Genomic DNA, 25,611 nt, shown 5'->3' with positions numbered 1-25,611 from the left:
GTGTTGCGCGCCTCGCGTGAACGGCAGGCGCCCGCAAGGGGCCGGCGTTCGCGCGAAGCTTCGAGTTTACGAGTGTTCGACGGCTTTGCCGTTACGGACGAAGGGCAGTTTGCAGACCAGCGCGGGCACCCATTTGCCACGGATGTCGACCTCGACCGTATCGCCCGGACGCACGCCTTGCGGCAGGCGGGCAAAGCCGATCGACACGCCCAGCGTGGGCGACATGGTGCCGCTGGTGAGTTCGCCCGTGCCGCCCGCGCAGCGCACGGCCATGTGGGCGCGCATCACGCCGCGCTCTTGCAGCTTCAGGCCGACAAAGGCGGCCGGGGAGGCGAATTGCTCCAGCGCGTCGCGGCCGATGAAGCGGCGTTCGGCGTTTTTCAAAGAGACGGTCCAGGTCAGGCCGGCCTGGTCGGGCTGGGTCAGTTCGTCCATGTCCTGGCCGTACAGGTTCATGCCGGCTTCCAGGCGCAGCGTGTCGCGCGCGCCCAGGCCGGCCGGGCGCACGCCCTGGGCGGCAAGGTCGCGCCACAGTTGCACCACGTCTGCCGCGGGCAGGACGATTTCAAAACCGTCTTCGCCGGTGTAGCCCGTGCGCGCGACCAGCGTGTCGCCGTCGATGCGGGCGGCGACGAACGGGGTCAGTGCTTCGGTGGCGGCCTGCCATGCGGGGCGCGCGGCCCAGACCTTGGCGCGAGCGTTCGGGCCCTGCACGGCCACCATGGCCAGATCGCGGCGCGGGGTGATGGCGACGTCGAAATTGCCGGCCTGCTTCACGCGCTGCATCCAGGCGACGTCTTTGTCGGCGGTGCCGGCATTGACCACCACGCGCCATTCGTCGGCCGCGAAGAAATAGATGATCAGGTCATCGATGACGCCGCCCTGCGGGTTCAGCATGCACGAATACAGCGCCTTGCCGGGCACGGTCAGCTTGGCCACGTCGTTGGCGACCAGGCGTTGCAGAAAGGCGAAGGCGTCCGGGCCGGCGACGTCCACGTTCAGCATGTGGGAAACGTCGAACATGCCGGCGTCCTGGCGCACCGCGTGGTGTTCCTCAAGCTGCGAGCCGTAGGCCAGGGGCATGTCCCAGCCGCCGAAATCGACCATTCGGGCGCCAGAGGCGATGTGTTCGTCGGCCAGCGGGGTGCGTTTGAGGGTTGCGGACATGCGCGAAAAACTCCGGGACGGCAATGGCTTGCCAGGGTTACGGAATGCCGGTCGTGACGAGCGCTTGCGCCCACACGGCCACGGCTGAATCTTCCGCCCCTCTGTCCTTTTGCCTGAGAGTTGCCCCGCGTTGCGGGTTTGCACCTTCGGCGCCTGGGCTGCTCGCTGTGTCCCGAATTCGGGGCGGCGCCAGGTCTCTCCAGAGTACTGTTTTGCCCTATCGACCGGTTGAAAAACCGGGACGGGGCAAGCATGTGCGGTATCGGTTACCTGAGCGATTCTGGGCGAATTGCGCCTTCGGCGGCGACCCTGAAAAAGGGGCGCTCTCTCCCGCAGACATGCGTGACAGCGGCGCCAAGCATACAACGAAAACAAGCACCGGAAAAGCGCGATTTCCGAGGCCGCCGGCCGGCCGAACCGCGCCAGCCCTAGCCCTAGCCCAGCGCGGTATCCAGCAACATCATCAGCACGAAGCCCAGCATCAAGCCGCAGGTGGCGTAGACCTCGTGACCCTTGCGGTGCGATTCGGGAATGATTTCGTGGCTGATGACAAACAACATGGCGCCGGCGGCAAAGCCCAGGCCCCAGGGCAGCAGCAGCAGCGACCAGCCGACGATGGCCGCGCCCAGCACCGCCCCCAGCGGCTCGACCAGACCCGACAACATGCCCAGCGCCACGGCGAACGCACGCTTGTAGCCGGCCGCCAGCAGCGCCACCGCCACCACCAGCCCCTCCGGCACGTCCTGGATGGCGATGCCGGTGGCCAGCGCCGTGCCGCGCACCGGGTCGTTGCCCGCGTAGCCCACGCCGATGGCCAGGCCCTCGGGCAGGTTGTGCAGGGTGATGGCGATGACGAACAGCCACGCGCGACGCAGCCGGCGTGCCTCGATGCCCTCGCGCCCTTTGATGAAGTGTTCGTGCGGCAAGGTGCGGTCCATGATCAGCAGCACCGCCGCGCCCAGCAGGATGGCCGCCCCTACCGTCAGCCCCGCGCCCCAGGGACCCATGCCCTGGCTCTTGGCCGCCTCGATGCCTGGCGCCACCAGCGAAAACGCGCTGGCCGCGAGCATGACGCCCGCGCCGAAGCCGAACATGCTGTCCTGGACCTTCTGCGGAATCGTGCGGGCGAACAGGATGGGCACGGTGCCCAGCGCCGTGGCGGCTGCCGCCACCAGCCCGCCCAACAGGGCATCGGCGACGTGGGGCGCGCGCACGTCCAGGTAGGCCCACAGCTGGTGCATCGCCAGGCAGGACACCAGAACGGCCAGGGTCCACACGCTGATGCTGGTGGCCGCGGGACGCACGCGGTGACGGCTGAATGTGTTCATGGGGCGGATGCCTCCATCACAAAGCGGGCTTAACCCTTCGCGGCCGCATAGCGGCGAGCCACCTCGGGCCAATGGACGACATTGTAGAAGGCGCCGATGTATTCAGGGCGGCGGTTCTGATACTTGAGGTAGTAGGCGTGTTCCCACACGTCCAGGCCCAGGATCGGCGTGTTGCCGTGCATCAGGGGGCTGTCCTGGTTGGCGCTGCTCTCGATGACCAGCTTGCCGGCCGGCGTCACCGACAGCCAGGCCCAGCCGCTGCCAAAGCGCGTCAGCGCGGCTTTGGTGAACGCGTCGCGGAAAGCGGCGAGGCCGCCCAGATCAGATTCGATGGCGGCTGCCAGCGCGCCATCGGGCTCGCCGCCCCCTTCGGGCGACATCACGGACCAGAACAGGCTGTGGTTGGCGTGGCCGCCACCATGGTTGCGCACCGCGCCGCGTATGGCTTCGGGCAATTGATCCAGCCGAGCGACCAGGGTTTCGACGGGTTCGTCGGTGTTGATTCCCGCCCCATCGAGCGCCGCGTTCAGGCTGGTGACGTAGGTTTGATGATGTTTGCTGTAGTGGATCTCCATCGTCATCGCGTCGATGTGAGGCTCCAGCGCGTCATAGGCGTAGGGCAGCGTCGGCAGGGTGTAAGGCATGCATGTCTCCTTGAGACCCGCCCCTTGTTCACGCAAGGCGCAGATCGATATCGAAAACATAAATGATATGTATTTTTATTTGATAAAACAATGGGGGCTTTTGGTGCTGCCGATAAGCAAGGCGCATATCAGCGCTTCAGCCCGCGACGCGGCCTCGCCACGGCGAGCCGACAGCCCGCCGCCGCCTACGCAGACTCGGATCTACAGCGCTTTGCCGCAGGCCACGCCCGAAGCCCAGGCCCATTGGAAGTTGTAGCCGCCCAACCAGCCGGTCACGTCCACTGCTTCGCCGATGAAGTACAGGCCGGCGGTGGTCTTGGCCTGCATGGATTTCTGGTCCAGCCCGCGCGTGTCCACGCCGCCGCGCATCACTTCGGCTTTCTTGTAGCCCGCAGTGCCACTGGGCACGAGCGTCCATTGATGGATATCGGCCGCCAGCGCGCGCAGCGTCTTGTCCGGCGCGTCGGCCAGTCGCATCGCGGCCAGGCCGGGCTTGCCGCCCTGCTCCGCCAGATGCAGCCACCTGTCGGCCAGGCGCTTGGGCCAGAGCCCGGCCAGCACGGTATGCAGCTGCTGCCGGTTGCCGGACTTCGACGCCAGCAGTTCTTCGGCCAGGTCGCGCCCGGGCGCCAGATCGATCACGATGGGCTCGCCCGGCTTCCAGTAACTGGAGATCTGAAGGATCGCCGGGCCGGATAGGCCCCGGTGGGTGAACAGCAGGTCTTCCAGGAATTCACCGCGCGTCTTGCCCTGCCCCGTGTGCAGCGCCACTTCCAGCGCCACGCCAGACAGTTCCGACAGCGGTTGCCATTGCACGGGGTCGAAAGTCAGCGGTACCAGCGCGGGCCGGGGCTCGACCACCTTCAGGCCGAATTGGCGCGCGATTTTCAAGCCGAAGTCGGTGGCGCCCAATTGCGGGATCGCCATGCCGCCCGTGGCCACGACCAGCTTGGCCGCGCGTATCGCGCCCTGGCTCGTACGCAGTTCGAAGCCTTCCTCGCCATGGCCGATTTCTGCCACCGAGCATCCCATGCGCCATTGCACATTGCCGGCGTCGCACTCGGCGCGCAGCATGTCGATGATGGATTCGCTGGAGTCGTTGCAGAACAGCTGGCCACGGTGCTTTTCGTGCCAGGCGATATGGTGGCGCTTCATCAGCGCCAGGAAATCCTGCGGCGTGTAGGCCGACAGCGCCGAGCGGCAGAAGTGCGGATTGTCGGACAGGAAGTTGGCGGGCCCGGCCCCGATGTTGGTGAAGTTGCAGCGGCCCCCGCCCGAGATGCGGATCTTCTCCGCCAGGCGGTCGGCGTGATCGACCAGCACCACGCGCAAGCCGCGCTGACCGGCCACCGCTGCACACATCATGCCAGCGGCGCCGGCGCCGAGTACGGCTACATCAAACATCAGGACTCCAGGCCCGCCGGGCCTTTATTCTTCAATCAGGCAATCAACGTAATAGCGCTTTTCGCCATCCGGACCCACTTCATCGGCCAGGCCGTGGATGTAGGTTTCGAAGCCGGGGAAGCGCTCGTTGAATTCACGCGCGAATTGCAGGTATTGCACGATGGTGCGGTTGAAGCGCTCGCCCGGAATCAACAGCGGAATGCCCGGGGGATACGGCGTCAACAGCACGCCCGTGACGCGGCCTTCCAGCTTGTCGATGTCGACACGCTCGACTTCGCGGTGCGCCATGCGGGCAAAGGCGTCCGACGGCTTGAGGGCCGGCACCATGTCGCTCAGGTACATCTCGGTGGTCAGGCGCGCGACGTCACGCGCGCGATAGGCTTCGTGGATTTCCTGGCACAGATCGCGCAGGCCCATGCGCTCGTAGCGGCGATGCACCCGGCAGAAGTCGGGCAGGATGCGCCACAGCGGCTGGTTGCGGTCGTAGTCGTCCTTGAACTGCTGCAACGCGGTCAGCAGCGTGTTCCAGCGGCCCTTGGTGATGCCGATGGTGAACAGGATGAAGAACGAATACAGGCCGGTCTTTTCGACCACCACGCCGTGCTCGGTCAGGTACTTGGAGACCAGCGCGGCCGGGATGCCCGTTTCGCCAAAGCTGCCCGACATGTCCAGCCCCGGCGTGATGACGGTGGCCTTGATCGGGTCCAGCATGTTGAAGCCTTCGGCCATTTCGCCGAAGCCGTGCCAATGGTCGTTGGCTTCCAGGATCCATTCGTCGCGGTTGCCGATGCCTTCGGACACCAGGCGGTTCGGGCCCCAGACCTTGAACCACCAGTCGTTCTTGCCGAATTCGGATTCCACCTTGCGCATGGCGCGGCGGAAGTCCAGCGCTTCGCGGATGCTTTCCTCGACCAGCGCGGTGCCGCCCGGCGGCTCCATCATGGCGGCCGCCACGTCGCAGGACGCAATGATCGCGTACTGCGGCGAGGTCGACGTGTGCATCAGGTACGCCTCGTTGAAGACGTTGCGGTCCAGCTTGCGGGTCTCGGATTCCTGCACGATGATCTGCGAGGCCTGCGAGATGCCGGCCAAGAGCTTGTGCGTGGAGTGCGTGGCGAAGACCATCGCGTCCTGGCTGCGCGGACGGTCCAGGCCGATCGCGTGCATGTCTTTGTAGAACTCGTGGAACGAGGCGTGGGGCAGCCAGGCTTCGTCAAAGTGCAGCGTATCGACGTAGCTGCCCAGTTGTTCCTTGATCATTTCCACGTTGTAGATGACGCCGTCGTACGTACTTTGCGTCAGCGTCAGGATGCGCGGATTCTTGTTCACCGCTTCGCGCGCGAAGGGGTTGGCTTCGATCTTCTTGCGGATGTTGTCCGGGTGGAATTCTTCCAGCGGAATCGGGCCGATGATGCCCAGGTGGTTGCGCGTGGGGCGCAGGAACACCGGAATCGCGCCCGTCATCGTGATGGCGTGCAGGATCGACTTGTGGCAGTTGCGGTCCACGACCACCACGTCGCCGGCGGCCACGTTGGCGTGCCACACGACCTTGTTGGACGTGGACGTGCCGTTGGTCACGAAGAAGCAGTGGTCGGCATGGAAGATGCGCGCGGCGTTCAGTTCCGATTCGGCGACCGGGCCGGTGTGGTCCAGCAGCTGGCCCAGTTCGTCCACGGCGTTGCAGACGTCGGCGCGCAGCATGTTTTCACCGAAGAACTGGTGGAACATGCGGCCCACGGGGCTCTTGAGGAACGCGACCCCGCCCGAGTGGCCCGGGCAGTGCCAGGAATACGATCCGTCCTGCGCGTACTTGACCAGCTCGCGGAAGAACGGCGGCGGCAGCGAATCCACGTAGCTGCGCGCTTCGCGGATGATGTGGCGCGCCACGAATTCGGGGGTGTCCTCGAACATGTGGATGAAGCCGTGCAGCTCGCGCAGGATGTCGTTCGGAATGTGTTCCGACGTGCGCGTCTCGCCATACAGATAAATGGGGATGTCGGCGTTGCGGAACCGCAGTTCGCCGATGAACATGCGCAGGTTCTTGATCGCGCTGGCCACGTCTTCGGGCGAATCCACGTCGAACTCTTCATCGTCGATCGACAGGATGAAGGCGCTGGCGCGGCTTTGCTGTTGCGCAAACGAACTCAGGTCGCCATAGCTGGTCACCCCGATCACCTCGACGCCCTCGGCCTCGATCGCTTCAGATAAGGCACGAATACCCAAACCGGACGCGTTCTCGGAACGGTAGTCCTCGTCGATGATGAATATGGGGAAGCGAAATTTCATGCAGGCGCTCCTGGGGGCATGGCGGGTTCGGACGCGTAACGCGGCGCGAGTGTACTGCTAGTAAAAATCCGCCTGATGACAGACGGCGCGAGCCCCCGCCGACAGGCGGGAATGGCGGAATTGTAGGGCCGTTTTTCTTTCAGTCCTACGGGAAATCCCCAGATGGCCCGAACGGCCGTTGTCATCGCGCCAAAAGCGGGGCTTTCAACACAGCGACAGCAACGGCCGGGCGGAGCAAACCTAGCGGATGGTGCAGGCCTCACCGGCTTGCAGGGCCGAGGTGAACTGCTCGAAGTAGGCGGGGATGGATTCGGTGGCCCCGTCCCGGATCCGGCGTTCGACCTTGGCGATGGCGCCAAAGCAGACTTCGGCCCCGGGTTCGCCGCAGACGAGCACGACCGGGTCGTCGTCGTCGCAGACCTCGTACAAGCCGCCGTGTGCCCGGCGTCCGACCTCGTAGAGGTAGGCAGCAGCGCCAACGGTTTGCATGGGGGTAAGCGGCAAAGTGCCCAGATGGGCGGCTTCGAGCGCGGTATCCAGCGCATGAAGGCTGGACAGGGAGTAGTCCAGTACGGCGCCGGTGGATTCGGCGGCTTGGACAAAGTCTTGCGCGGCGTCCGCCACTCGTTCGACAAAAGCGTCCTGCACTTCATCGAAATTGGCGTCCTGGTTTATCTTGAGGAAACCGAACATCGTTGGCTCCTTTGTGAAAACCGCAAGCGGCAACAGGTCGATTATAGGCAAGCGCGTTGCCTATACTGCCCCGAAACCCCGTCAACGTTTCCTATTCCCAACACTCGCCGCTCATGAATTTACCGCTAGTCAGACGTCTGACCGCCCCCGATGCCCCGTCCCTGCGACGTCTGCGCCTGGACGCGCTGGTCGAAACGCCCGAATCGTTCGGATCGAGTTACGAAGAGGAACACACGCTGACACGCGAGGACATCGAAAAGTGGATCACCCCCACCGATGACGGCGCGATGTTCGGTGTGTTCGTGGAAGAGGCGCTTGTCGGCATCATCGGCGTGGGCCGCCAGCGCAAGCTGAAGATGCGGCACAAGGCGCACATCTGGAGCGTCTACGTGGCGCCGGCGCAGCGCGGCCGGGGGCTGGCGCGGCTGCTGATGCAGGCGGCCATCGCGCATGCGCGCACCATGCGCGGCATCCGCCAGGTGCAGTTGAGCGTCACGGCCAACAACACATCGGCCGCCACGCTGTATGCCAGCCTGGGCTTCGAGGAATACGGGCGCGAACGCGAGGCGCTGTGCGTCAACGGTCAGCTTTACGACGAAACGCTGATGGCGCTGCCAATCGAGGAAAAGTAAGCCGGCAGATAGCGGATTTGATATGGGGCTGACGGACGCGCGGCTAAGAGCAGTGTTGGCGCGTTCACGGTTGCGTGACTGCGTGGCTGCCACCGCGCAGATATCTCCCGCGCGATCTCGCCCCCCTGCTCCGCTACCGCGCCGCGCCAGGTTCGATCAAGCCGGCGCGCCGCGCCGACGGGCGCCATAGGCGCACACCTGGTTGCGGCCGCCGTCCTTCGCTTTGTACAGCGCCTGGTCGGCTGCCTTGATCACCGCGTCGGGCGCGCGCAGTGCGTCGCCGCGTTCAGCCAGCCCGATGCTTACCGTCACCCGCAGCGGACGCGAATTACGTCCCCCGCGCACCCCACGGCGGCGCTGGCCAAGCTGGTCCGCCTTGGGCCGCGCGGGTTTGTCGCGCAGGCGCATCTGGTAAGCCTCGATAGCGCGCCGGACGGTTTCCAGATGCGGCAGGCTTTCCGCCGCCGTCTTGCCTGGGAACACCAGCGTGAATTCTTCACCGCCGTAGCGATACGCCTGACCACCGCCCGGCACGCGCCGCAACTGCGAGGCCACCATGCGCAGCACCTGATCGCCCACGTCGTGTCCATGCGTATCGTTGAACGCCTTGAAGTGATCGACGTCGGCCATCGCCAGCGTGTACACGCGGCCCATGCGCTGCAAGCGTTCATTCAAGGCGCGCCGGCCCGGCAAGCCGGTCAGCTCGTCACGAAACGCCATGTGAAAGCCTTCGTGCGCCAGCGAGATGGACAGCGCCGTCAGCGCGGCAGCCGACATCAGGGCAAGTTCAATCGGATGCTGCGCGCCGCGCGGCAGCGCCCACGCCATGCAGACAAAACCCAGCCACTGCCCGGCCTGCTGCGGACGCCCATAGCGCAGCAGCAACAGGGTCAGCGTCAGGCCGGTGGCCAGAAGCGCCACCAGCGCCTCGACCGGCACGCCCAACCGCGCAAGCTTGCCCTGCAAGGCAAGCGTGCCAAACACCTCGACCAGACCGTCTTTGCCGATCAGCGCAATACCCGCCACGCCGAGCGCCATCAGGCCGATGCGCAGCGCCAGATCCAGCAGCATGCTGGACCGTTCGGCCCACAGCGCGTTGATGGTGTAGGCGATGGCCCACCAGGCCAGCGCCGGGCCCAAGGCCCAGGGCGCCTCGCGCGCAAGCGTCGGCCACAGCGCCGTGGCGGCCAGCACGCACAACATCAGCGCCATCGTTTGCGATCGTTGGTACATCAGGCAGATCGCCGCGCCGATCAGCGCCATCACCCAGGGCACGAACGGCACGATCAGCGTCAGCGCGGGCGGCCATTCCTGCCACAGCATCAGGCCCACTGCGGCCACCACTGGCAGCGCGGGGTAGAACAACAGGGGCAGCCAGGGAATGTGGGGGTAACGCACGGTCGGGGCCTTGCTCGCTTGCAGAGATGACGTCGCCAAATCGGCAAACACATATATTCTTTTTACGGTCACGGGCGTGGGTTCTTTAGCGCCGCCACCGCACAATGGCCCGGCCTGCGGCACGCGTGATATGTTTTGATCCCGCGCCGAAGGAACGCCGCCATGCAACTGCTCGTCAACATCGATGTTCCCGACCTTGAACACGCCATCGACTTCTATCAGCGCGCTTTCGGCCTGACGCTACAGCGGCGGCTGGGGCCGAAAGTGGCGGAAATGCAGGGCGCCAATGCCCCCATCTACCTGCTGGAAAAGGCCGCCGGCTCGCCCGCGACCAGCGCCACGGCGCAGCGGCGCGACTACGCTCGCCACTGGACCCCCATGCATCTGGACGTGGTGGTGGCGGACGTGGACCGCGCCGTCGAGCAGGCCGTCGCAGCGGGCGCCCGACTGGAAGACGCCATCGCCACCCACGCCTGGGGCCGGATCGCGCATCTGGCCGACCCCTACGGCCATGGCATCTGCATCCTGCAATTCCTGGGCCGGGGCTATGACGAAATCGCGAACGACGACGAGCGCTATACGCCAGCGGCCGCATCGGATTTCGACGCGCTGGCCGATATCCGCGCGCAGGCGATGCGCGAGAGCCTTGAACGGGTGGGCCGCTACGATCCCGAACGCTCCCGCGCCCGGCTTGCGGCCAATTTCCACCCGGACTGTACCTGGTGGATCGAACGCGGCGGACAACGGGTGGGGTTCTATACCCTGCGGCCAGACGGCCCGGGCTTGCGGCTGGACCACCTGTACGTGGCGCCCGCCGCGCAGGGCCAGGGCCTGGGAGGCCGAGTCCTGCAAACCATCTTGAGGGATGCCGACAGCCGAGGGCTGCCGGTCAGCGTGGGTGCGCTGCGTGGCAGCGATTCCAACCGCTTCTATCGCCGCCACGGCTTCGTGCAGACGGCCGAGGCCGAGTGGGATATCGACTACCTGCGCCCGGCGCCAGCGACCACGCGCTGAACCGGGCAGCGCAAACCCATCAGGTGCGCGGCAGCGTGACGCCGCGCTGGCCCTGGTACTTGCCGCCACGATCCGCGTACGAGGTTTCGCACACTTCATCGCTTTCCAGGAACAGCATCTGCGCGCAGCCTTCGCCGGCATAGATCTTGGCGGGCAGCGGCGTGGTGTTCGAGAATTCCAGCGTGACGTGGCCTTCCCATTCGGGTTCCAGCGGCGTCACGTTGACGATGATGCCGCAGCGCGCGTAGGTGCTCTTGCCCAGGCAGATGGTCAGGACGCTGCGCGGAATACGGAAGTATTCCACCGTGCGGGCCAGGGCAAACGAGTTCGGCGGGATGATGCAGACGTCGCCCTTGAAGTCCACGAACGAGCCTTCGTCGAAATTCTTGGGATCGACGATGGTGGAATTGATGTTGGTGAAGATCTTGAATTCGTCGGCGCAGCGCACGTCGTAACCGTAGCTGCTGGTGCCGTAACTGACGATGCGCCCGCCATTGGCCGTGCGCACCTGACCCGGTTCGAAGGGTTCGATCATGCCGGCGTCGGCCTGACGGCGGATCCAGCGGTCGCTTTTGATGCTCATGGTGGGAATGGTGCTAAAGGGGATGAAGTGGCGCTTATTTTACTCAGTTCCCCCAGAACGTCCGGTACACCAGCGCGATGCCGTTGACCGACCCGCCCTTCAGGTCGACCGACAGCCCGCGCGCCAGCCGGTAACTGGCCCGGCCCACGGTATCGCTACCCGCCAGCGCCTGCTCGACGCTCAGGGTGATGCCATTGGCGAACGACTTGCTGGCGACCAGGAATTGCGTCGCCAACTGGCTGTCACTGTCCCGATTTACGTCGCCGGCCACGGTGCGGTCCGGCAGGATGCTGCCCGAGCTGCCGATATTGCCCGTGCGCACGCTGACGTCGTCCAGCCCGAACTGCTTGTAGAACGGTTGCCCGCCCCCGAGCAGCGCCGTGCCCACCGATACCAGCAAGGCGGCGTCGCTGCCGCTTTCGTCCGGCCCCCGGCCCAGCAGCAGCCACGACAGCTTTTCCACGTCACTGACATCGGGATAGGAAACCAGGTCGATGCGCGGACGTTGCGCGGTGCCGACCACCTTGACGCCGGCCTCGACCTGTTCGCCCGTGCGCAGCGCCTCGATATCCAGCAGCGGGTTGTCCAGCCGGCCCTGGAAGGTCAGCGTGCCGCGGCTGAGGCGCAGCTTCTGGCCGTAGGCCTCGATGCCGCCGCCGCGCGTGCGCAGCGCGCCCACGCCGGTCAGCCGGCCATCGTTCAGCAGGATCTGGATGGAACCGAGCAGCCCCGCGTCCAGCCCCATGCCGGTGATGTAGAAGCGCGGCCCCATGTCGAACTTCAGGTTCATGCTGGTTTGCAGCGGCGTCGACACCGTGGCGCGGTCCTGGCCGGCGTGGATGACTTTCACGTCCTCATCCAGCGAGGGCACGCCCTGCAGAATTTCCAGGCTGAACCAGCCGGCGTCCGCTTTCAGGTCGCCGACGATATCGATGCGCGGCATGGCGGCGGTCAGGGTGATCGTGCCCGAGACCATGGCGTAGCGGTCCGAGCGTTGCAGCGCCGGGAAGCGGTACAGGGTCAACTTGATGTCGCCGCCCCCGTCCATGATGTTCCACTGCCCGCGGGCCTCGGCGTATCCGCCCTTGGCGTCGGGACTGGTCGTGATCCATTCCTTGGTGCGCCATTCGGCCGGCATGACGCGCAGCGAGGCCGGAAAGCGCAGGCTGTCCAGCACCAGGCGCTGCCCGTCCATGCGCGCGGACAGCGTGCCGTCGATCAGGCGCACGCCGTCGTCGATGCGCACGACGCGCAGCTTGTCGCCCCGGATGTTGCCCGTGGCCGACCATTTGCCGGCCAGCGTGCCTTGCACCTCGATATTGGCCTTGACCGCGCCGCCCACTTCCATCGAGTCGCCCACGAACAGGCCGACCCAGGCCAGGTCGGCAATATCGGCGTCCAGCTTGGCGCGCAGCGCCTGGCGTTCGTCCAGCGCCATGCCGCCCTGGGCATCCACCCGCAGCACGGCCGTGCCGGTGCCGCTGATGCTGCCCATCTTGTTGGTGGCCAGATCGATCTTGGCGTCCAGGCGGCTGGCGTTGGCGGACGTGGGCGTGGCGGTCAGGTCCAGCACCAGCGCTTTGAGCCCCAGCGGAATCGGCGGATCGCCCGGAATCAACAGGTCGCCCTCGCGACGGGCGATGCGCGCCTTGCCCGCCAGCCGGCCGTCGAACTTCAGGTCCCACAGCACGTCCAGCGCAATACGGCGCTGGCCATCGGGCACCATGGCGTTCACGCGCGAGGGGCCTTTGGCGAGCTTGGCGGCTGCCTCGGGGTCCACAGCCCCGATCACCTGGCGGGCCATGGCGGCCGTGATGACGAGGTTATCGGCCTGGCCAGCGGTTTCCCAGCGCTTGCCGCCGCCGCGCGAGCCTTGATGCGCCACGGTCAGGCGTTCCTTGCCGGGCAGCGTGATGCTCAGTACGGTCTGGCCGACCTGCCATTGCCACTGCGGGTGCACGGCGTCGGGCAGGAAGGCCAGGGTGACCGGCCGCTCGGCCGCCACGGCGAACCCGGCGCTATCGGCCGTCAACCGCGAGAAGCTGCCGCGCCAACCCACCAGTGCCGCATCGGGTTGGCCGGAAGGGCCTTTGCCCCAGCCACCGGCAAAGACAATGCTGGCCTTGGCCGGCGCTTCGCCCAGTACGCCGGCGCGGGGCTTGGCGGGCGTATAGCTGGCATTCAGTTCGCCGCGATGGGCGGCCACCTTGCCGGCCAGCTTGCCCTTGAGTTCGGCGCCACCGGGAATGCCCGGCCAGAAGGCGTCCAACTGCGGCGCTTGCGCGTCCAGGGTCAGCGCGCCGTCGTCGGCGTCCAGCTCTCCGGATGCCTGGATGCGGTTGCGGCCCAGTTTCAAGTCCACCGCGAGGCCGTGGATGCGCAGGCCGGAAAGCGGGTCGGCCTCCGGCGACATTGGGGATGCGGACGGAGTCGCGGCAGGCGGGTTGCCAGCGGGGGGAGCGGGCGTGGCCGCAGGGGTCGCGCCGGCGCCGCTGGGGCTGGCAGCGTTGTTGGTAGCGTTGGAGCCGGTGGCAGCGCTGGCAGCCGTAGCGGCGATATCCACCTGCGCCTTGACGCTTCCGGTCAGCGGCTGCTTGTTCCAGCGGGTGCCTTCTTCAAAACGCAGGTCGACCGCAGCGTGGCGCAATTGGCTGAGATTTTCGATGTCGGCCTGGACGTCGCCGCGCACCGTCAAGATCGCCGGGGGAATGGCCTTGCCCAGCCAGGGAGCCAGATCCAGACGCTGCGCGCTGATCGTGCCGCTTATGCGGTCGCGTCCGGCAGGTTGGTCGGGAGCCGGTTGCAGATCGAACTGGGCAGTCAGCGACGATTTGTCGGGCAATTGGGCATTGGCGCGGGCGCTGCGCAGGATCAGCGCGGTCCGAGGGGCCAGATCGGCCACCACATCGAGCAGCAGGCCGGAGCCCTCGCCATCCAGCTTGGCCTGGATGCCGTCCATCGAACCCGCCGCATCGGCGCGCAACACCACCTGACAGGCGGGCGCGGGTGGGCCGCTGATCTCGGCCGCAGCGGCGGCGTTGATGTCGACTTTGGTGCTGAGTGCCGGCGCGGTTTTGGCGTCGGACTTGGTGCCGGAAGCCGCCGCGCTCTTGGCGTCGGCCTTGGCGCCGGAAGCCGCCGCGCTCTTGGCGTCGGACTTGCTGCCGGAAGCCGGCGCGCCTTTGGCGTCGGCCTTGGGTGCGGATTTGCCTTGCGACGTCGGCTGGCGGGCATCGGCTCCGGCAGCCGGCCGCGCCGACGATTTGGCCTCGTCCTGCTTGCCAGGCGCGGCAGCGAACACGCCGCTGAACTTGTCGGCCTGGCACAAGGGCGAGTCGGGGCCGGATCCGCGCGCGGTCACGTCCAGGCGCGCGGCGAAGGGCCAGGGATCGGCCAAGTCTTGCACCTGGGCCTCGCCGGACACTTGCGCCTCGCCCATCTGATGGCCGATTCGCAACGACGCGATGCGCAACTGCGCCTGCTGCTTGCCCGCCGCGAAGGTCGCGCTAAGGTCGCCCAGCGTGACCGGCAGCGGCTGGCCGTCCTGCTCCAGATGAAACTCGCCCAGCGCCAGGCGGTCCACGGCGATATCGACGGGCAAGGACGGCAGCGTGAAGGGCTCGTTGCTGTCAGGAGTCGCGGGCGCGTCGTCGGCGGCAGGCGCCAGCGCCACGCGCACCGAGCTCGCAGATACGTCCCGCACGTGCAGCAGGCGGTTGCCCAGCTCGCGCCAATGCACATTCAGATGCAGATCGCTGACCTGGACGCGGGTGCCTGCCACGTTCAGATCCAGTTGGCCGACTGACATGCCGCGCAGCACCGATCCGCGCACATTCAGCGCCTGGCCGTCCAGCTGCTGGGCAGCCGTAGTCAGCAGCAGACGCGTGCCATTTTGCGACGCCAGCAGCCAGAACAGAAAGCCGGCGGCCAGCAACAGCAGCATCGCCAAACCCGGCAGCCACCACACCAGCACATGGCGCAGGAATTTGCGCAACATGGTCAAAACGCGATCCCCAAGGAGAAGTGCAGACGCAGGTCGCGCTCGCGCTGACCGTACGCCACGTCCAGGAACAGGGGGCCGGCAGGCGTGCGCACGCGCGCCCCGACGCCGTAACCCACGGCCAGCGACATGTCGCCGAAGGACTCGGCGGCATCGCCCGCATCCACGAACACGCCCATGCCCCAGCGTTCATTGAAGTAATGGTCGTATTCCACGCTGCCCACCACCAGCGTGGGCGCGCCGACCACCGCGTTGTCGCGTTGCAGGCCGATGCTTTGGTAGCGGTAACCCCGAATGGAGCGCGCACCGCCTGTGCGGAAACCGAAGTCGTCCGGCACCTGCACCTTGCTGCTGGACCACACGCGTCCCACCTCGCCACGCACGGTCAGCACGTCGAGCTTGCCGATGGGCCACCACTTCTGCGCGCGCAGGCGGGCGCGGGTGTAGGGCTCGCCGGTGTCCAACGTCACGCCCACGCCGCCGCCCACGGCGATCAGGTTGCCTTCGCGCGGGTCGTATTTGTTGTCGACGTCGCGGCGCAGCCATTCGGCGGTGGCGGTCAGCGTCGGCAGGGTGTATTCGTCGCCGCCGTCGATCTTCACGTGGTCCTGCGCCAGCAGCAGGCCCCAGCGCGTTTCGTATTCGACGCGGCTGTCGCCCGCGCCCTTGCGCTCTTGCAGGCGGGTCGCGCCCAGCGCATAGCGGGTCACGTCCAGCCCCTGGATGTCGGAATGGTCGGCCAGCACGCCAAACGAATCCTTGTAGCCGCGCTCGGTCGGCGGCAGCAGGAAGTCGGCATAGGCGCGTTGGCGCAGCCGGTCCACGCTGAAACCGGTTTCCATGGTGAGCGGCTGGCCAAAGACCACGTTCTGCCGGTACAGCGATTCCACCCGCACGCCCGCTTCGTCATCCACGCCGATCGAGGCGGTGAAGCGCTTGGGCGGCGCCTCGACCACGCGAACCTGCACCGGCAACGTCACTTCGCCGTCCGAGTCATAGACGGGCGGCGGAGGCGGCACGGCGCCGGACACGGACGGATCGCCCGCGGGCGTGGCGGCGGCCAGGTCGGTGGATCCGGGCGCGCGGGCGCGATCGGAGTTCACTTCGGACGCCTGCGGCGGCGTAAGGCCCGGCTGTTCCAGCGACACGAAAGCGCCACGGAAGAACGCCGTCGATTGCAGATCCTGCTGCCAGGTGTCCAGCCGGTTCTGATCGTAGGCGGCGCCGACCGAATAACGCACGTAACGCTGCACCAGCTTGTCCGGCACACGCTTGAGGCCTTCGGTGGTCAGTTCACCCATGCGGACCTGCGGCCCGCTGTCGATGGTGACGTGCAGCGCGGCCGAGGCCGTGTCGGCCATGATGTCGGCCTGCGAAGCGGTCATGCGCGCCAGCATGAAATCGCGCGTGGAGATCTCGTCCAGCAGGTTCGACTTGGCGCGGTTCCAGTCGCTGTTGATGAAGGGCTGGCCCGCCTTGAGCTGCCAGTCGTCGCGCAGCTTCTGCACACGCTGCGCGTATTCGGGCCGGGTGATGCGGCCCGTGAAGGTCAGGTCCACGGACGAGACGGTCGTGCGCTTGCCCGGCACGATGCCGATATCCCAGGTTTCCCCGCCGATATCGGTGCCGGATTCCAGCGTGACCTTCGGCGAAAAATAACCTTGCGTCGCCAGCGCGGCCAGCGTGGCGTCGCGCGCGCGACGCCGCAAGCGGTTGATTTCGCCGCCATCCTGGTCTTCGGCCAGACGTGCGATGGCATCAACCGCTTCGGTAATCGCCTTGAGCGCGGCCGGCGGCACGCCGCCCGGGTCCACGATGATTTCCGGGCGCTTGGCCAGCGCCTCGGCCGAAAACACGCATAGTCCTGCCAAAAAGGCGCGGGCTGCCCATTGCATGAGTCAGGTCGGCTGCTGGACGACGATGGACGGGAATTTACCTGCCATGTCACGCGGCAACGCCGCCACCCCGGCCGCCAGCTTGCGGGCGATGCCGCGATAAAGCGCGGCCGCCTCGCTGCCTGCGTCCGACACTACGGTGGGCGTGCCGGCGTCCGTCTGTTCCCGGATGGCCAGCGTCAGGGGCAGGCTGCCCAGCCAAGGCGTCTGGTACTGCTCGGCCATGCGCTGGCCGCCGCCTTCGCCAAAGATGTGTTCGGCGTGTCCGCACTGCGAGCAGATATGGATGGCCATGTTTTCGACCACGCCCAGAATCGGCACTTCGACCTTCTGGAACATGCGCAGGCCCTTGCGCGCGTCCAGCAAGGCCACGTCCTGCGGCGTGGTGACGATGACCGCGCCCACCACGGGCACCTTCTGCGCCAGCGTGAGCGCCACGTCGCCCGTGCCCGGGGGCATGTCGACGATCAGGTAATCCAGGTCGCGCCAGTTGGTTTGCCGCAGCAACTGCTCCAGCGCCTGCGTCACCATCGGGCCGCGCCAGATGGCGGGCGAGTCGGCGTCGATCAGGAAACCGATGGAATTGGCCTGAAGACCGTGGCCGGTCAGGGGCTCCATGCTTTTGTTGTCCAGGCTTTCGGGACGGCCCGAGATGCCCAGCATCGTCGGCACGCTGGGGCCGTAGATGTCGGCATCCAGCACGCCCACCTTGGCGCCTTCGGCGGCCAGCGCCAGCGCCAGGTTGACGGCGGTGGTGCTCTTGCCCACGCCGCCCTTGCCGGAGGCCACTGCAATGATGTTGCGCACGTTGGGCAGCGGCTTCAGGCCCTTCTGCACGGCGTGCGCGGCAATCTTCCAGGTGATCGTGATGCGGGCGTCGGGCACGCCGGCCTTGGCCAGCGCCGCCGCCGCCACCGCGGCGACCTGTTCCCGCACGCCGTCGGCGGGATAACCCAACTCCAGCGTCACGGCAGCACCGCCGCCGCTCAGGTCAATGTCACGATCTTTTACAGAAACGCCCAGGTCCAATCCCGTGTTCGGGTCGTGCGCGGCGCGCAATGCAGCGCGGATGTTTTCTATCGTTATACTCATGTCACTATGGTTCCGTAGGCAGCGCGGCTTCTGCGGGCCGCCATCCCCTAAAGGATAGCGGATACGCGGGAACCTTTCGCTGCGTTTTGCATCCGACCTTCATGACCAACACACTTATCCGCTTCTTCCGTGCCGTCCTTTTCGCCGCCCTGGCCTTGATCGGTATGGCGATGGCGCTGGTCTTCATGCTGTCCACGGCGCTTGCCGTGGCGATCCTTTACGTGGTCGCCAAGGTGCGCGGCAAACCTTTCGGCGTTCGCGCCTACTGGAGCCAGCGCCAAGGCGCCCGACCGGGACCCTTCCAGACCGCCACCGCCCCCTTCGCCACGCAACCGCGTGGCGATGTGATCGACGTCGAAGCTCGAGAAGTCCGCTAACCGCGGCAATCTCGCCAAGACTTGCGCCGCTCGCGGCGCAAGTTTGTCGTTGCACGAGTCGTTTGCACGGCCGTTTGCAGCTTGCGACGCGCGCGGCCTGTCAACGGCAGGCGCCGCCAGCGCGTATCGGCCGCTACCCCTTCAACCCGCCCGAATCGCCTTCCCGCGATAGGCGGGTTGCGTCGTTTTCGGGCAGCGCCCCCGGCAAGGCTTCGCCATTGCCCTAAAATGGCCCGCCAATCCCTTTTTCCTTCAACCTCTGTCGACAACCATGTCTCGCACCCTTTTTGTCACCACAGCGCTGCCCTACGCCAACGGATCCTTCCACATCGGCCACATCATGGAATACATCCAGGCTGATATCTGGGTGCGTTCGATGCGAATGGCGGGCCACACGGTGCATTTCGTGGGTGCCGATGACGCGCACGGCGCGCCGATCATGTTGAAGGCCGAAAAAGAAGGCATCACGCCGCAAGCGCTGGTGGCCCGCTACGCCGCTGAACGCCCCCAGTACCTGAACGGCTTCCACATCCGTTTCGACCACTGGCATTCCACCGACTCTGCCGAGAACGTTGCGCTGTCGCACGACATCTACCGCGCGCTGCGCGAGCAGAACCTGATCGAAACGCGCTCCATCGAGCAGTTCTACGATCCGGTCAAGGGCATGTTCCTGGCCGACCGCTACATCAAGGGCGAATGCCCCAAGTGCCACGCCAAGGACCAATACGGCGATTCCTGCGAGGTCTGCGGCGCGGTGTACGCGCCCACCGAACTCATCAACCCGTATTCGGCGCTGACCGGCGCGACGCCGGTGCTGAAGTCGTCCGACCACTTCTTCTTCAAGCTGTCCGACCCGCGCTGCGTGGAATTCCTGCAGCAATGGACCACGGGCTCCAACGCCAACGGCGGCAAGCACCTGCAGCCCGAAATGCTGGCCAAGACGCGCGAATGGCTGGGCGCCGAAGACGGCGAGGCCAAGCTGGGCGACTGGGACATCTCGCGCGATGCGCCCTACTTCGGCATTGAAATCCCGGATGCGCCGGGCAAGTATTTCTACGTGTGGCTGGACGCGCCGGTGGGCTACCTGGCCTCGCTCAAGTCGTATTGCGCGGTCAAGGGACTGGACTTCGACGCCCTGCTCGACCCCAACGGCACGACCGAACAAGTGCATTTCATCGGCAAGGACATCGTGTATTTCCACGCCCTGTTCTGGCCCGCCATGCTCAAGTTCGCCGGCCGCAAGACGCCGGACGCGGTGAACGTGCACGGCTTCATCACCGTCAGCGGTGAAAAAATGTCCAAGAGCCGCGGCACCGGCATTTCGCCGCTGCGCTATCTGGAACTGGGCATGAATGCGGAATGGATGCGCTATTACATCGCCGCCAAGCTCAACGCCCGCGTTGAAGACGTGGACTTCAACCCCGAAGATTTCATCGCCCGCGTCAACAGCGACCTGGTCGGCAAATACGTCAACATCGCCAGCCGCGCCGCCAGCTTCATCACCAAGCACTTTGACGGCGCGTTGGGCTATTCGGGCGACACCGCAGCACTGTCCGCCGAATACGCCGAGCAGGCCGAGTCGATCCGCGCCGCCTTCGAAGCGCGCGAATACAACCGCGCCATCCGCGAAATCATGGCGTACGCCGACCGCATCAACCAGGCGTTCGACACCGCCCAGCCGTGGGTGCTGGCCAAGGGCCTGGCCACGGCCGACGATGCGCAAAAGGCCGCGCTGCAAGACATCTGCTCGCGCTCGCTGGCCGGCTTCAAGGCCTTGTCGGTGATGCTTGCGCCGGTGCTGCCGTCGCTGGCCGAGCGCGTCGCGCTTGAACTGTTCGGCGCACAAGCGCCGTTCACCTGGGCCGATGCCGCCGTGCTGCCGCAACGCGTTGCGCCGTTCAAGCACTTGATGCAACGCGTTGAACCGCAAATGCTGGAAGACCTGTTCGAACCGCCGGCCGCACCGGTCGTCGTGCCCGGCGGCGAGCCCATCGCCGAAACCATTTCCATCGACGACTTCGCCCGCGTCGATCTGCGCATCGCACAGATCGTCAACTGCGAACACGTCGAAGGCTCGACCAAGCTGCTGCGCCTGACGCTGGACGTGGGCGAAGGCCGCCACCGCAACGTGTTCTCGGGCATCAAGTCCGCCTACAAGCCGGAAGACCTGATCGGCAAGCTGACGGTCATGGTGGCCAACCTGGCGCCGCGCAAGATGAAGTTCGGCGTATCCGAAGGCATGGTGCTGGCCGCCAGCCACGCGGACGAAGCGGTGGACGCCGGCATCTATGTGCTGGAACCCTTCCCCGGCGCCAAGCCCGGCATGCGCGTGCGCTGATCGATCCCGCGCTTGCACAAAAAAACCCGCCTCGGCGGGTTTTTTGCTGTTGGGCGCTGCTCAACCTTGGCTGGGCGCCAACTCCGGGTCCAGCGAATGGCGCTCGTCGAAGACGAAGCATTTGCCGTCATATCCGGGGCCGCCGGTTTCCTCGAAATACTTGAGGATGCCGCCGTCCAATTGGTACACATTCTGGATGCCCGCCTCGTTCATATAGATGGCGGCTTTTTCGCAGCGGATGCCGCCCGTGCAGAAGCTGACGACAGTCTTGCCTTCGAGTTCAGCGCGATGCGCCTGGACCGCCGCCGGAAATTGCGTGAAGCGCTCGATGCGCCAATCGATCGCATTCTTGAACGTGCCTTCGTCCACTTCGAACGCATTGCGCGTATCCAGCATGACCACGGGCCGGCCCGCGTCGTCCACGCCCTGCTCCAGCCAGCGCGCCAGCGTCTTGGCGTCTACACCCGGCGCGCGGCCTGCTTCGGGGCGGATCGTAGGGTGATCCATGCGGATGATTTCGCGCTTGATCTTGACCAGCAGCTTGCGAAACGGCACGCCTTCGCTATGACTGAATTTGACTTCCAGGTCGGCGAACCGCGCATCGGCGCGCAGGGTTTTCAGGAAGGTGTCGATGCCCTCGGCCGAGCCGGCCAGGAACAGGTTGATGCCTTCTTCGGCCAGCAGGATGGTGCCCTTTAGCGCGCAGTCCCCGGCCACGGTCAGCAGGTGGGCGCGCAGATCGGGCAGCAGATCCAGCGAAACGAATTTGTAGGCGGCGATATTGACGACGGCAGTCATGGCAAAGCAAAGCGGTGGGCGAAGCCCGTAATAGTAAACGCTGGGCCGGATCGGCCGCTCAGTCGAACGCGCCGCGGCGCTTGAAGCGATGCGGTCGGTTTGATCCGCATCAACGGCTGACGATTTCCTGTTCGATCACGGCGTCCAGCACCCAGCGCACGGACGCGCCGCCCGCAGGCGGGTTGGGATCGGTCACTTCCACGACGCGCAGGCGGTATCGGATGCCCGGCTGAAACTGAAAACCGGTGATGTCGCCATACCAGAGCTGCCAGGGCTGCGAGGCGCTGTCGCGCACCTGATAGCACAGCGTGCGGCCCGCGCCCGCGTTGCAAGGCACGCGTTCCGAATCCACATAGACCAGCTTGGACGGGCCGGCCTGCCCGCCCGCCACCGGGTCCACACGACGGCCGAAGTCCAGCGTATCGCCGCTGGCCAGCACCCATGTCATGCGCTGCGGGTTGTTGGTGTTGTCCAGCGATGTGGCCGTAATGCGCGTCAGGCCGGCCAGGAAATCCTGTTCCAGCTTCATGTTCTCCGGCGCGCAGGCCATCATCGTCGCCACCGGATTCGATTGCACGATGAGTTGGCCGTTGGCGATGGTGTAAGGCGCGTTGTATTGGTTGCAGCCCGCAAAGCCGGACAGGCGCGGCGCGCCCTGCACATGCACGAAGTTGGCGGTCAGCGGCCGCGAGTTCGTGGACGGGTGAGGAATGCTGCGCAAGCCGCCGCCCGGCAAGGTCCAGCGGGCCAGATCCCAGCTGGTCTGCGCCAGGATGTCGGAGGCCGACGCCGGTTGGAAACGCGGATCCTGTCCGCTGGCGGTGCGATGCGAGGGGCTGGCGCAGGCGGCCAGGCCAACAGACAACGCGCAGGCGCCAAGCCAGCGCCAGCAAGCGGTAAAGGACATGAGCGGTCTCCCGAAATCAGCAAGTCAAGCCGCGCCACGGCGCGATGCCGGGCGCGGACAAGGCCACATTATCGCGCCGCCCGGTACTTACGGAGTCGGAGGATCCTGACGACGCTCGAACTCCAGCACGTCGCCGCCGCGCAGGTTGAACGTCAGGTGGCGGGGCGCGCCGCCGCTGTCCAGCGTGAAGGTGTCGATGGCGGTCAAACCGCGCAGGTAATCGGCTTCGAGCTTGGCGCGTTCGGGCTGCACGCAGGCCATGCGCGTGGAGGCCGGGGCGTCGATGAACAGCTTGCCGCTTTGCAGTTTGTACGAGCCCATGTAGCGGTTGCAGCCCGAAAAGCCGTTCACGCGGTACTGCTTGCCCTGCGCCAGAAAGGTCAATTGCACGGGCTCGCCATTGTCGCCGTGGGGGATGTCGCGCAGCGCGCCGCCAGCCTGGGTCCAGCGCACCAATTCCCAACTGGTCTGCGCCAGGGAATCCGCGCTGGTGGCGGCATTGGCCGCAGCGGCGCCCTGCGGACGCGCGCCTCCGGTGGACCCCGCACAACCCGCCAATGCCACGGCCAGCAGGCCGACACACAGCAGCTGGCAACGCGAAGACAGATGGGTAGGCATGAATAGGTCTCCTCAGGGTTTGACAGCCCCAACTGTAACCGGCGCGGGCCCACGGCGCGCAGCTGACTACCGCCTACAGCGGTATCCAAAAGCAGCACGCCGGATCGGTGGCCCTCCCGCCGAAGATGCAGAGTGCTGCATCGAATGCCGCATGGCGGCGCCCAAAGCCGACGCGCAGAATCATTGCAGGTCACGCATTTGGTCACCCTGGCAGCACAGGGTAAAGAAGCTGATTAAGAATGTAACGAACGACGCGGGTGTCCGGCCCCTTTGGGCCTCCAACAAGAAAACTAGCAGGAGACACGGCGATGGGCTTCTTGAGAACCTTACTGGCGCTATCAGTGGTGCTGGACCACCTGGGCGGCGGCTACGCCGATCACCTTGTCGGCGGCCGGCTTGCGGTGCAGCTGTTCTACGTCATTTCTGGCTTTTTGATTTCGTATGTGCTGACGGCCACGGACAACTACCAGGGCGCCACCGGCAAGTTCTACGCGAACCGATTCCTGCGCCTCTTTCCGATCTATCTGGCCGTGGCGGGCCTGACGCTGTTGGCTCATGTCATGAGCGGCGGAGCCTTCTTCCGCTTCTATGAAGCCCTGCCCTTTTCCGCCGACCTTTTCCTGGTGCTGTCCAACCTGTTCATCTTTGGACAGGACTGGTTGATGTTCTTCGGCATCGAGCATTCGGCGCTGGCCTTCACGGGCAGTTTCGCGCATAGCGAAGTGCCGCTCTACCAAGGGCTGCTGGTGCCGCAAGCCTGGACGCTCGGTGTGGAAATGAGCTTCTACCTGGTCGCGCCCTTCGTGCTGGGATCGCCTCGCCGGCTGTTGGCCTTGCTGGCCGCCTCGCTGGCGTTGCGGGGCATCCTGATCGTGACCGGCATCGGCCTGACGGATCCGTGGACCTATCGGTTCTTCCCCACCGAACTCGCCTTGTTCCTGATCGGCTCGCTCTCGCACCAGGTATTGCTGCCGCGTGTGAAGGCCTGGACCCGGCGCTTTCATCGACTGCCCGAATTGGGCACCGCCGCGCTGTTCGTCTACACGCTGCTGCACTTTTCAATCGGCATCAACCACACGGTGCGAGATGCGCTGGCCGTGCTGCTGTTCGCCGCGCTGTTGCCCCTGGCCTTCCTGTTCCAGTCACGACATCGGCTGGACAAGGCCATCGGCGAACTCAGCTACCCGATCTATATCTGTCATTCGCTGGTGATCCTGTTCTTCAGCTGGTTGCTGAACGACGTCGAGATGCACCAGCCCATGTTGTTCTCGGCGTTGGTGATTGCCGGCTGTATCGGGTTTTCAGCGCTGTTGAACGGCTTGGTGGCCGACCCTGTCGAACGCTTGCGCAGCCGCCTGCGCCGCAAGCCGCTGGCGGGCGAGGACGTGGCGACGGACGCTCAACGCCGGCCGCAAAGCGCCGCCCCGCCCAGCCCGGCCCAACCCATGGGGTCTATTCACCGCGTGCCTTGATATAAGCCGCAAGCACCAACTCGATCTGGCGTTTTTCCTGCGAGCTCAAGCGTGAATAGGTTGCGTAGGACACCGACTCGAACGGCCACCCGGAGGGCTGGGACGTAGCGCCCTCAAGGGTGGCGGGCGCATCGCCATAGCCGGAATTGAGCATCGGGCCTTCGCCGGTGCTCAACCACATCGGGCTGACGCGCAATGCGCGGGTCAGCTTGATGAGCGCATCGCTGGAAGGGCGCAGGCGCTGGCCGCTTTCGTAGTTGCCGATAGCGCTTTGCGAGAGGTTGCTTGCGACAGCCAGGTCCTTTTGAGTCCATCCCTGAAGCATTCTTGCGCTGCGCAGACGATGGCTAAACGTGTCCAATCGATCGACCTGAGACATTAATATGAAATTATTTATTTGATTAAAACATCTCGATACTGCCGCCAAATAAACGGATTGCGCCCCAATTTCAGGGTTAATCCGTAAATCGCAATACTCATGTGCTTTGCCGCCCCGGCGCCGCTGTCGTCCGGCCTGGGCCAAGACGCGGACAACCGAAAAAACCTCAAGCCTGGCACCGACTTACCGAAAAACGCGAGGGCGCGACGCAAGGGTAGTCGCACCAGGTGCAACCCGACAAGCCCGAAGAAAAAAACGAATGAGTTTATGGGTTTTTCGGTATGCAAAATAGAAAATAATGTATCGGTAATACTTAATAATCTATCGATGCGGACGCGCTGCCTTGTGCCGACAGAGGGCAAACCCACTATGCCGGCTTCCTGATAGTTACTATCAGAAACTACAGAAACGTATCTTCACAAAAAAACACGCCCGTGTTTAAATGAAACACGGGCGTGACTTCAAGGCGGCAAGGTTGATCGCCGCTGGCAGCCAGCGTCGGACAGAAGACCGGCCGCACCCGTGCCCACATTCTCAAAAAAACACCGCCAGACGGTCTCGTCATGGCGCGACGCCCCCTGCCGCG

General features: G+C 65.5%; 20 protein-coding genes and 2 riboswitches. Of the genes, 5 read left to right on the top strand and 15 right to left on the bottom strand.

What is annotated here, in order from left to right:
- Nucleotides 1-66: 66 nt before the first annotated feature.
- The 6 genes from gcvT to API01S_RS14080 all read right to left on the bottom strand — a co-directional run bounded on the left by gcvT (nt 67) and on the right by API01S_RS14080 (nt 7,522).
- Nucleotides 67-1,167 (bottom strand): glycine cleavage system aminomethyltransferase GcvT, encoded by a 1,101-nt coding sequence (gene gcvT / locus API01S_RS14105; RefSeq protein WP_061304900.1) that lies wholly within the window; start codon nt 1,165-1,167, stop codon nt 67-69.
- Between the two features lie 91 nt (nt 1,168-1,258).
- Nucleotides 1,259-1,380: riboswitch (glycine riboswitch) on the bottom strand.
- Nucleotides 1,381-1,414: 34 nt separating this feature from the next.
- Nucleotides 1,415-1,510: riboswitch (glycine riboswitch) on the bottom strand.
- Nucleotides 1,511-1,601: 91 nt separating this feature from the next.
- Complete coding sequence (locus tag API01S_RS14100; protein ID WP_050729562.1) at nt 1,602-2,495, bottom strand: ZIP family metal transporter; 894 nt, start codon at nt 2,493-2,495, stop codon at nt 1,602-1,604.
- A gap of 29 nt (nt 2,496-2,524) precedes the next feature.
- Nucleotides 2,525-3,139, bottom strand: coding sequence for a superoxide dismutase (locus API01S_RS14095; protein ID WP_061304898.1), 615 nt, complete (start codon nt 3,137-3,139; stop codon nt 2,525-2,527).
- 201 nt (nt 3,140-3,340) lie between these two features.
- On the bottom strand, nt 3,341-4,543 hold the full coding sequence (locus API01S_RS14090; protein ID WP_006221742.1) for a BaiN/RdsA family NAD(P)/FAD-dependent oxidoreductase: 1,203 nt from the start codon (nt 4,541-4,543) through the stop codon (nt 3,341-3,343).
- A gap of 24 nt (nt 4,544-4,567) precedes the next feature.
- On the bottom strand, nt 4,568-6,829 hold the full coding sequence (locus API01S_RS14085) for an arginine/lysine/ornithine decarboxylase (protein ID WP_006221743.1): 2,262 nt from the start codon (nt 6,827-6,829) through the stop codon (nt 4,568-4,570).
- Between the two features lie 240 nt (nt 6,830-7,069).
- On the bottom strand, nt 7,070-7,522 hold the full coding sequence (locus tag API01S_RS14080; protein ID WP_050729565.1) for a hypothetical protein: 453 nt from the start codon (nt 7,520-7,522) through the stop codon (nt 7,070-7,072).
- 113 nt (nt 7,523-7,635) lie between these two features.
- On the opposite strand from API01S_RS14080, the gene API01S_RS14075 reads away from it, so the two are divergent.
- Nucleotides 7,636-8,154 (top strand): GNAT family N-acetyltransferase, encoded by a 519-nt coding sequence (locus API01S_RS14075; protein WP_050729566.1) that lies wholly within the window; start codon nt 7,636-7,638, stop codon nt 8,152-8,154.
- 156 nt (nt 8,155-8,310) lie between these two features.
- Here API01S_RS14075 and API01S_RS14070 read toward each other — a convergent pair whose 3' ends face one another.
- Nucleotides 8,311-9,552, bottom strand: a complete 1,242-nt coding sequence (locus API01S_RS14070; protein ID WP_061305573.1) for a GGDEF domain-containing protein — start codon at nt 9,550-9,552, stop codon at nt 8,311-8,313.
- 162 nt (nt 9,553-9,714) lie between these two features.
- Between API01S_RS14070 and API01S_RS14065 the strand changes: the two genes are divergently transcribed.
- The gene (locus tag API01S_RS14065) at nt 9,715-10,566 is read left to right on the top strand and encodes a GNAT family N-acetyltransferase (protein ID WP_061304896.1); all 852 of its coding nucleotides are present in this window, start codon (nt 9,715-9,717) and stop codon (nt 10,564-10,566) included.
- Between the two features lie 19 nt (nt 10,567-10,585).
- On the opposite strand, the gene dcd is transcribed toward API01S_RS14065, so the two are convergent.
- From dcd to apbC, 4 genes are read right to left on the bottom strand one after another with little or no spacing between them, the layout of a single operon-like run.
- Entirely contained in the window at nt 10,586-11,149 is a 564-nt protein-coding gene (gene dcd, locus API01S_RS14060) for a dCTP deaminase (protein ID WP_006221748.1), read from the bottom strand.
- A gap of 43 nt (nt 11,150-11,192) precedes the next feature.
- Nucleotides 11,193-15,146, bottom strand: coding sequence for a translocation/assembly module TamB domain-containing protein (locus API01S_RS14055; protein ID WP_082306069.1), 3,954 nt, complete (start codon nt 15,144-15,146; stop codon nt 11,193-11,195).
- Nucleotides 15,147-15,148: 2 nt separating this feature from the next.
- Nucleotides 15,149-17,044 (bottom strand): autotransporter assembly complex protein TamA, encoded by a 1,896-nt coding sequence (locus API01S_RS14050; RefSeq protein WP_050729569.1) that lies wholly within the window; start codon nt 17,042-17,044, stop codon nt 15,149-15,151.
- A gap of 3 nt (nt 17,045-17,047) precedes the next feature.
- Nucleotides 17,048-18,136 carry an iron-sulfur cluster carrier protein ApbC gene (gene apbC, locus API01S_RS14045; RefSeq protein WP_006221751.1) on the bottom strand — a complete coding sequence of 363 codons (1,089 nt, stop codon included), beginning with the start codon at nt 18,134-18,136 and terminating at the stop codon, nt 17,048-17,050.
- A 101-nt stretch (nt 18,137-18,237) separates the two neighbouring features.
- Between apbC and API01S_RS14040 the strand changes: the two genes are divergently transcribed.
- Both API01S_RS14040 and metG read left to right on the top strand, forming a co-directional pair.
- Nucleotides 18,238-18,513 carry a hypothetical protein gene (locus tag API01S_RS14040; RefSeq protein ID WP_006221752.1) on the top strand — a complete coding sequence of 92 codons (276 nt, stop codon included), beginning with the start codon at nt 18,238-18,240 and terminating at the stop codon, nt 18,511-18,513.
- A 217-nt stretch (nt 18,514-18,730) separates the two neighbouring features.
- Nucleotides 18,731-20,851, top strand: coding sequence for a methionine--tRNA ligase (gene metG, locus API01S_RS14035; protein ID WP_255221301.1), 2,121 nt, complete (start codon nt 18,731-18,733; stop codon nt 20,849-20,851).
- Nucleotides 20,852-20,911: 60 nt separating this feature from the next.
- Here the strand turns inward: metG and API01S_RS14030 are convergent, their stop codons facing one another.
- The 3 genes from API01S_RS14030 to API01S_RS14020 all read right to left on the bottom strand — a co-directional run bounded on the left by API01S_RS14030 (nt 20,912) and on the right by API01S_RS14020 (nt 23,174).
- On the bottom strand, nt 20,912-21,649 hold the full coding sequence (locus API01S_RS14030) for a sulfurtransferase (RefSeq protein ID WP_006221755.1): 738 nt from the start codon (nt 21,647-21,649) through the stop codon (nt 20,912-20,914).
- Nucleotides 21,650-21,758: 109 nt separating this feature from the next.
- On the bottom strand, nt 21,759-22,556 hold the full coding sequence (locus tag API01S_RS14025; RefSeq protein ID WP_061304891.1) for an META and DUF4377 domain-containing protein: 798 nt from the start codon (nt 22,554-22,556) through the stop codon (nt 21,759-21,761).
- Nucleotides 22,557-22,643: 87 nt separating this feature from the next.
- Nucleotides 22,644-23,174: an META domain-containing protein gene (locus API01S_RS14020; protein ID WP_006221759.1), complete on the bottom strand. Its 531-nt coding sequence runs from the start codon at nt 23,172-23,174 to the stop codon at nt 22,644-22,646.
- A 308-nt stretch (nt 23,175-23,482) separates the two neighbouring features.
- Between API01S_RS14020 and API01S_RS14015 the strand changes: the two genes are divergently transcribed.
- Nucleotides 23,483-24,646: an acyltransferase family protein gene (locus API01S_RS14015; protein ID WP_050729573.1), complete on the top strand. Its 1,164-nt coding sequence runs from the start codon at nt 23,483-23,485 to the stop codon at nt 24,644-24,646.
- On the opposite strand, the gene API01S_RS14010 is transcribed toward API01S_RS14015, so the two are convergent.
- Nucleotides 24,627-25,025 carry a helix-turn-helix domain-containing protein gene (locus tag API01S_RS14010; RefSeq protein ID WP_081451582.1) on the bottom strand — a complete coding sequence of 133 codons (399 nt, stop codon included), beginning with the start codon at nt 25,023-25,025 and terminating at the stop codon, nt 24,627-24,629. The two genes, API01S_RS14015 and API01S_RS14010, sit on opposite strands and share 20 nt — an antisense overlap.
- Nucleotides 25,026-25,611: the final 586 nt, after the last annotated feature.

Origin of the sequence: Achromobacter piechaudii NBRC 102461 (assembly GCF_001571245.1) — a bacterium.
In the GTDB taxonomy this organism is placed as follows: Bacteria; Pseudomonadota; Gammaproteobacteria; order Burkholderiales; family Burkholderiaceae_B; genus Achromobacter; species Achromobacter piechaudii.
Note: the sequence above shows the minus strand (reverse complement) of the source record. Positions and strands in the feature narration are given on the sequence as shown.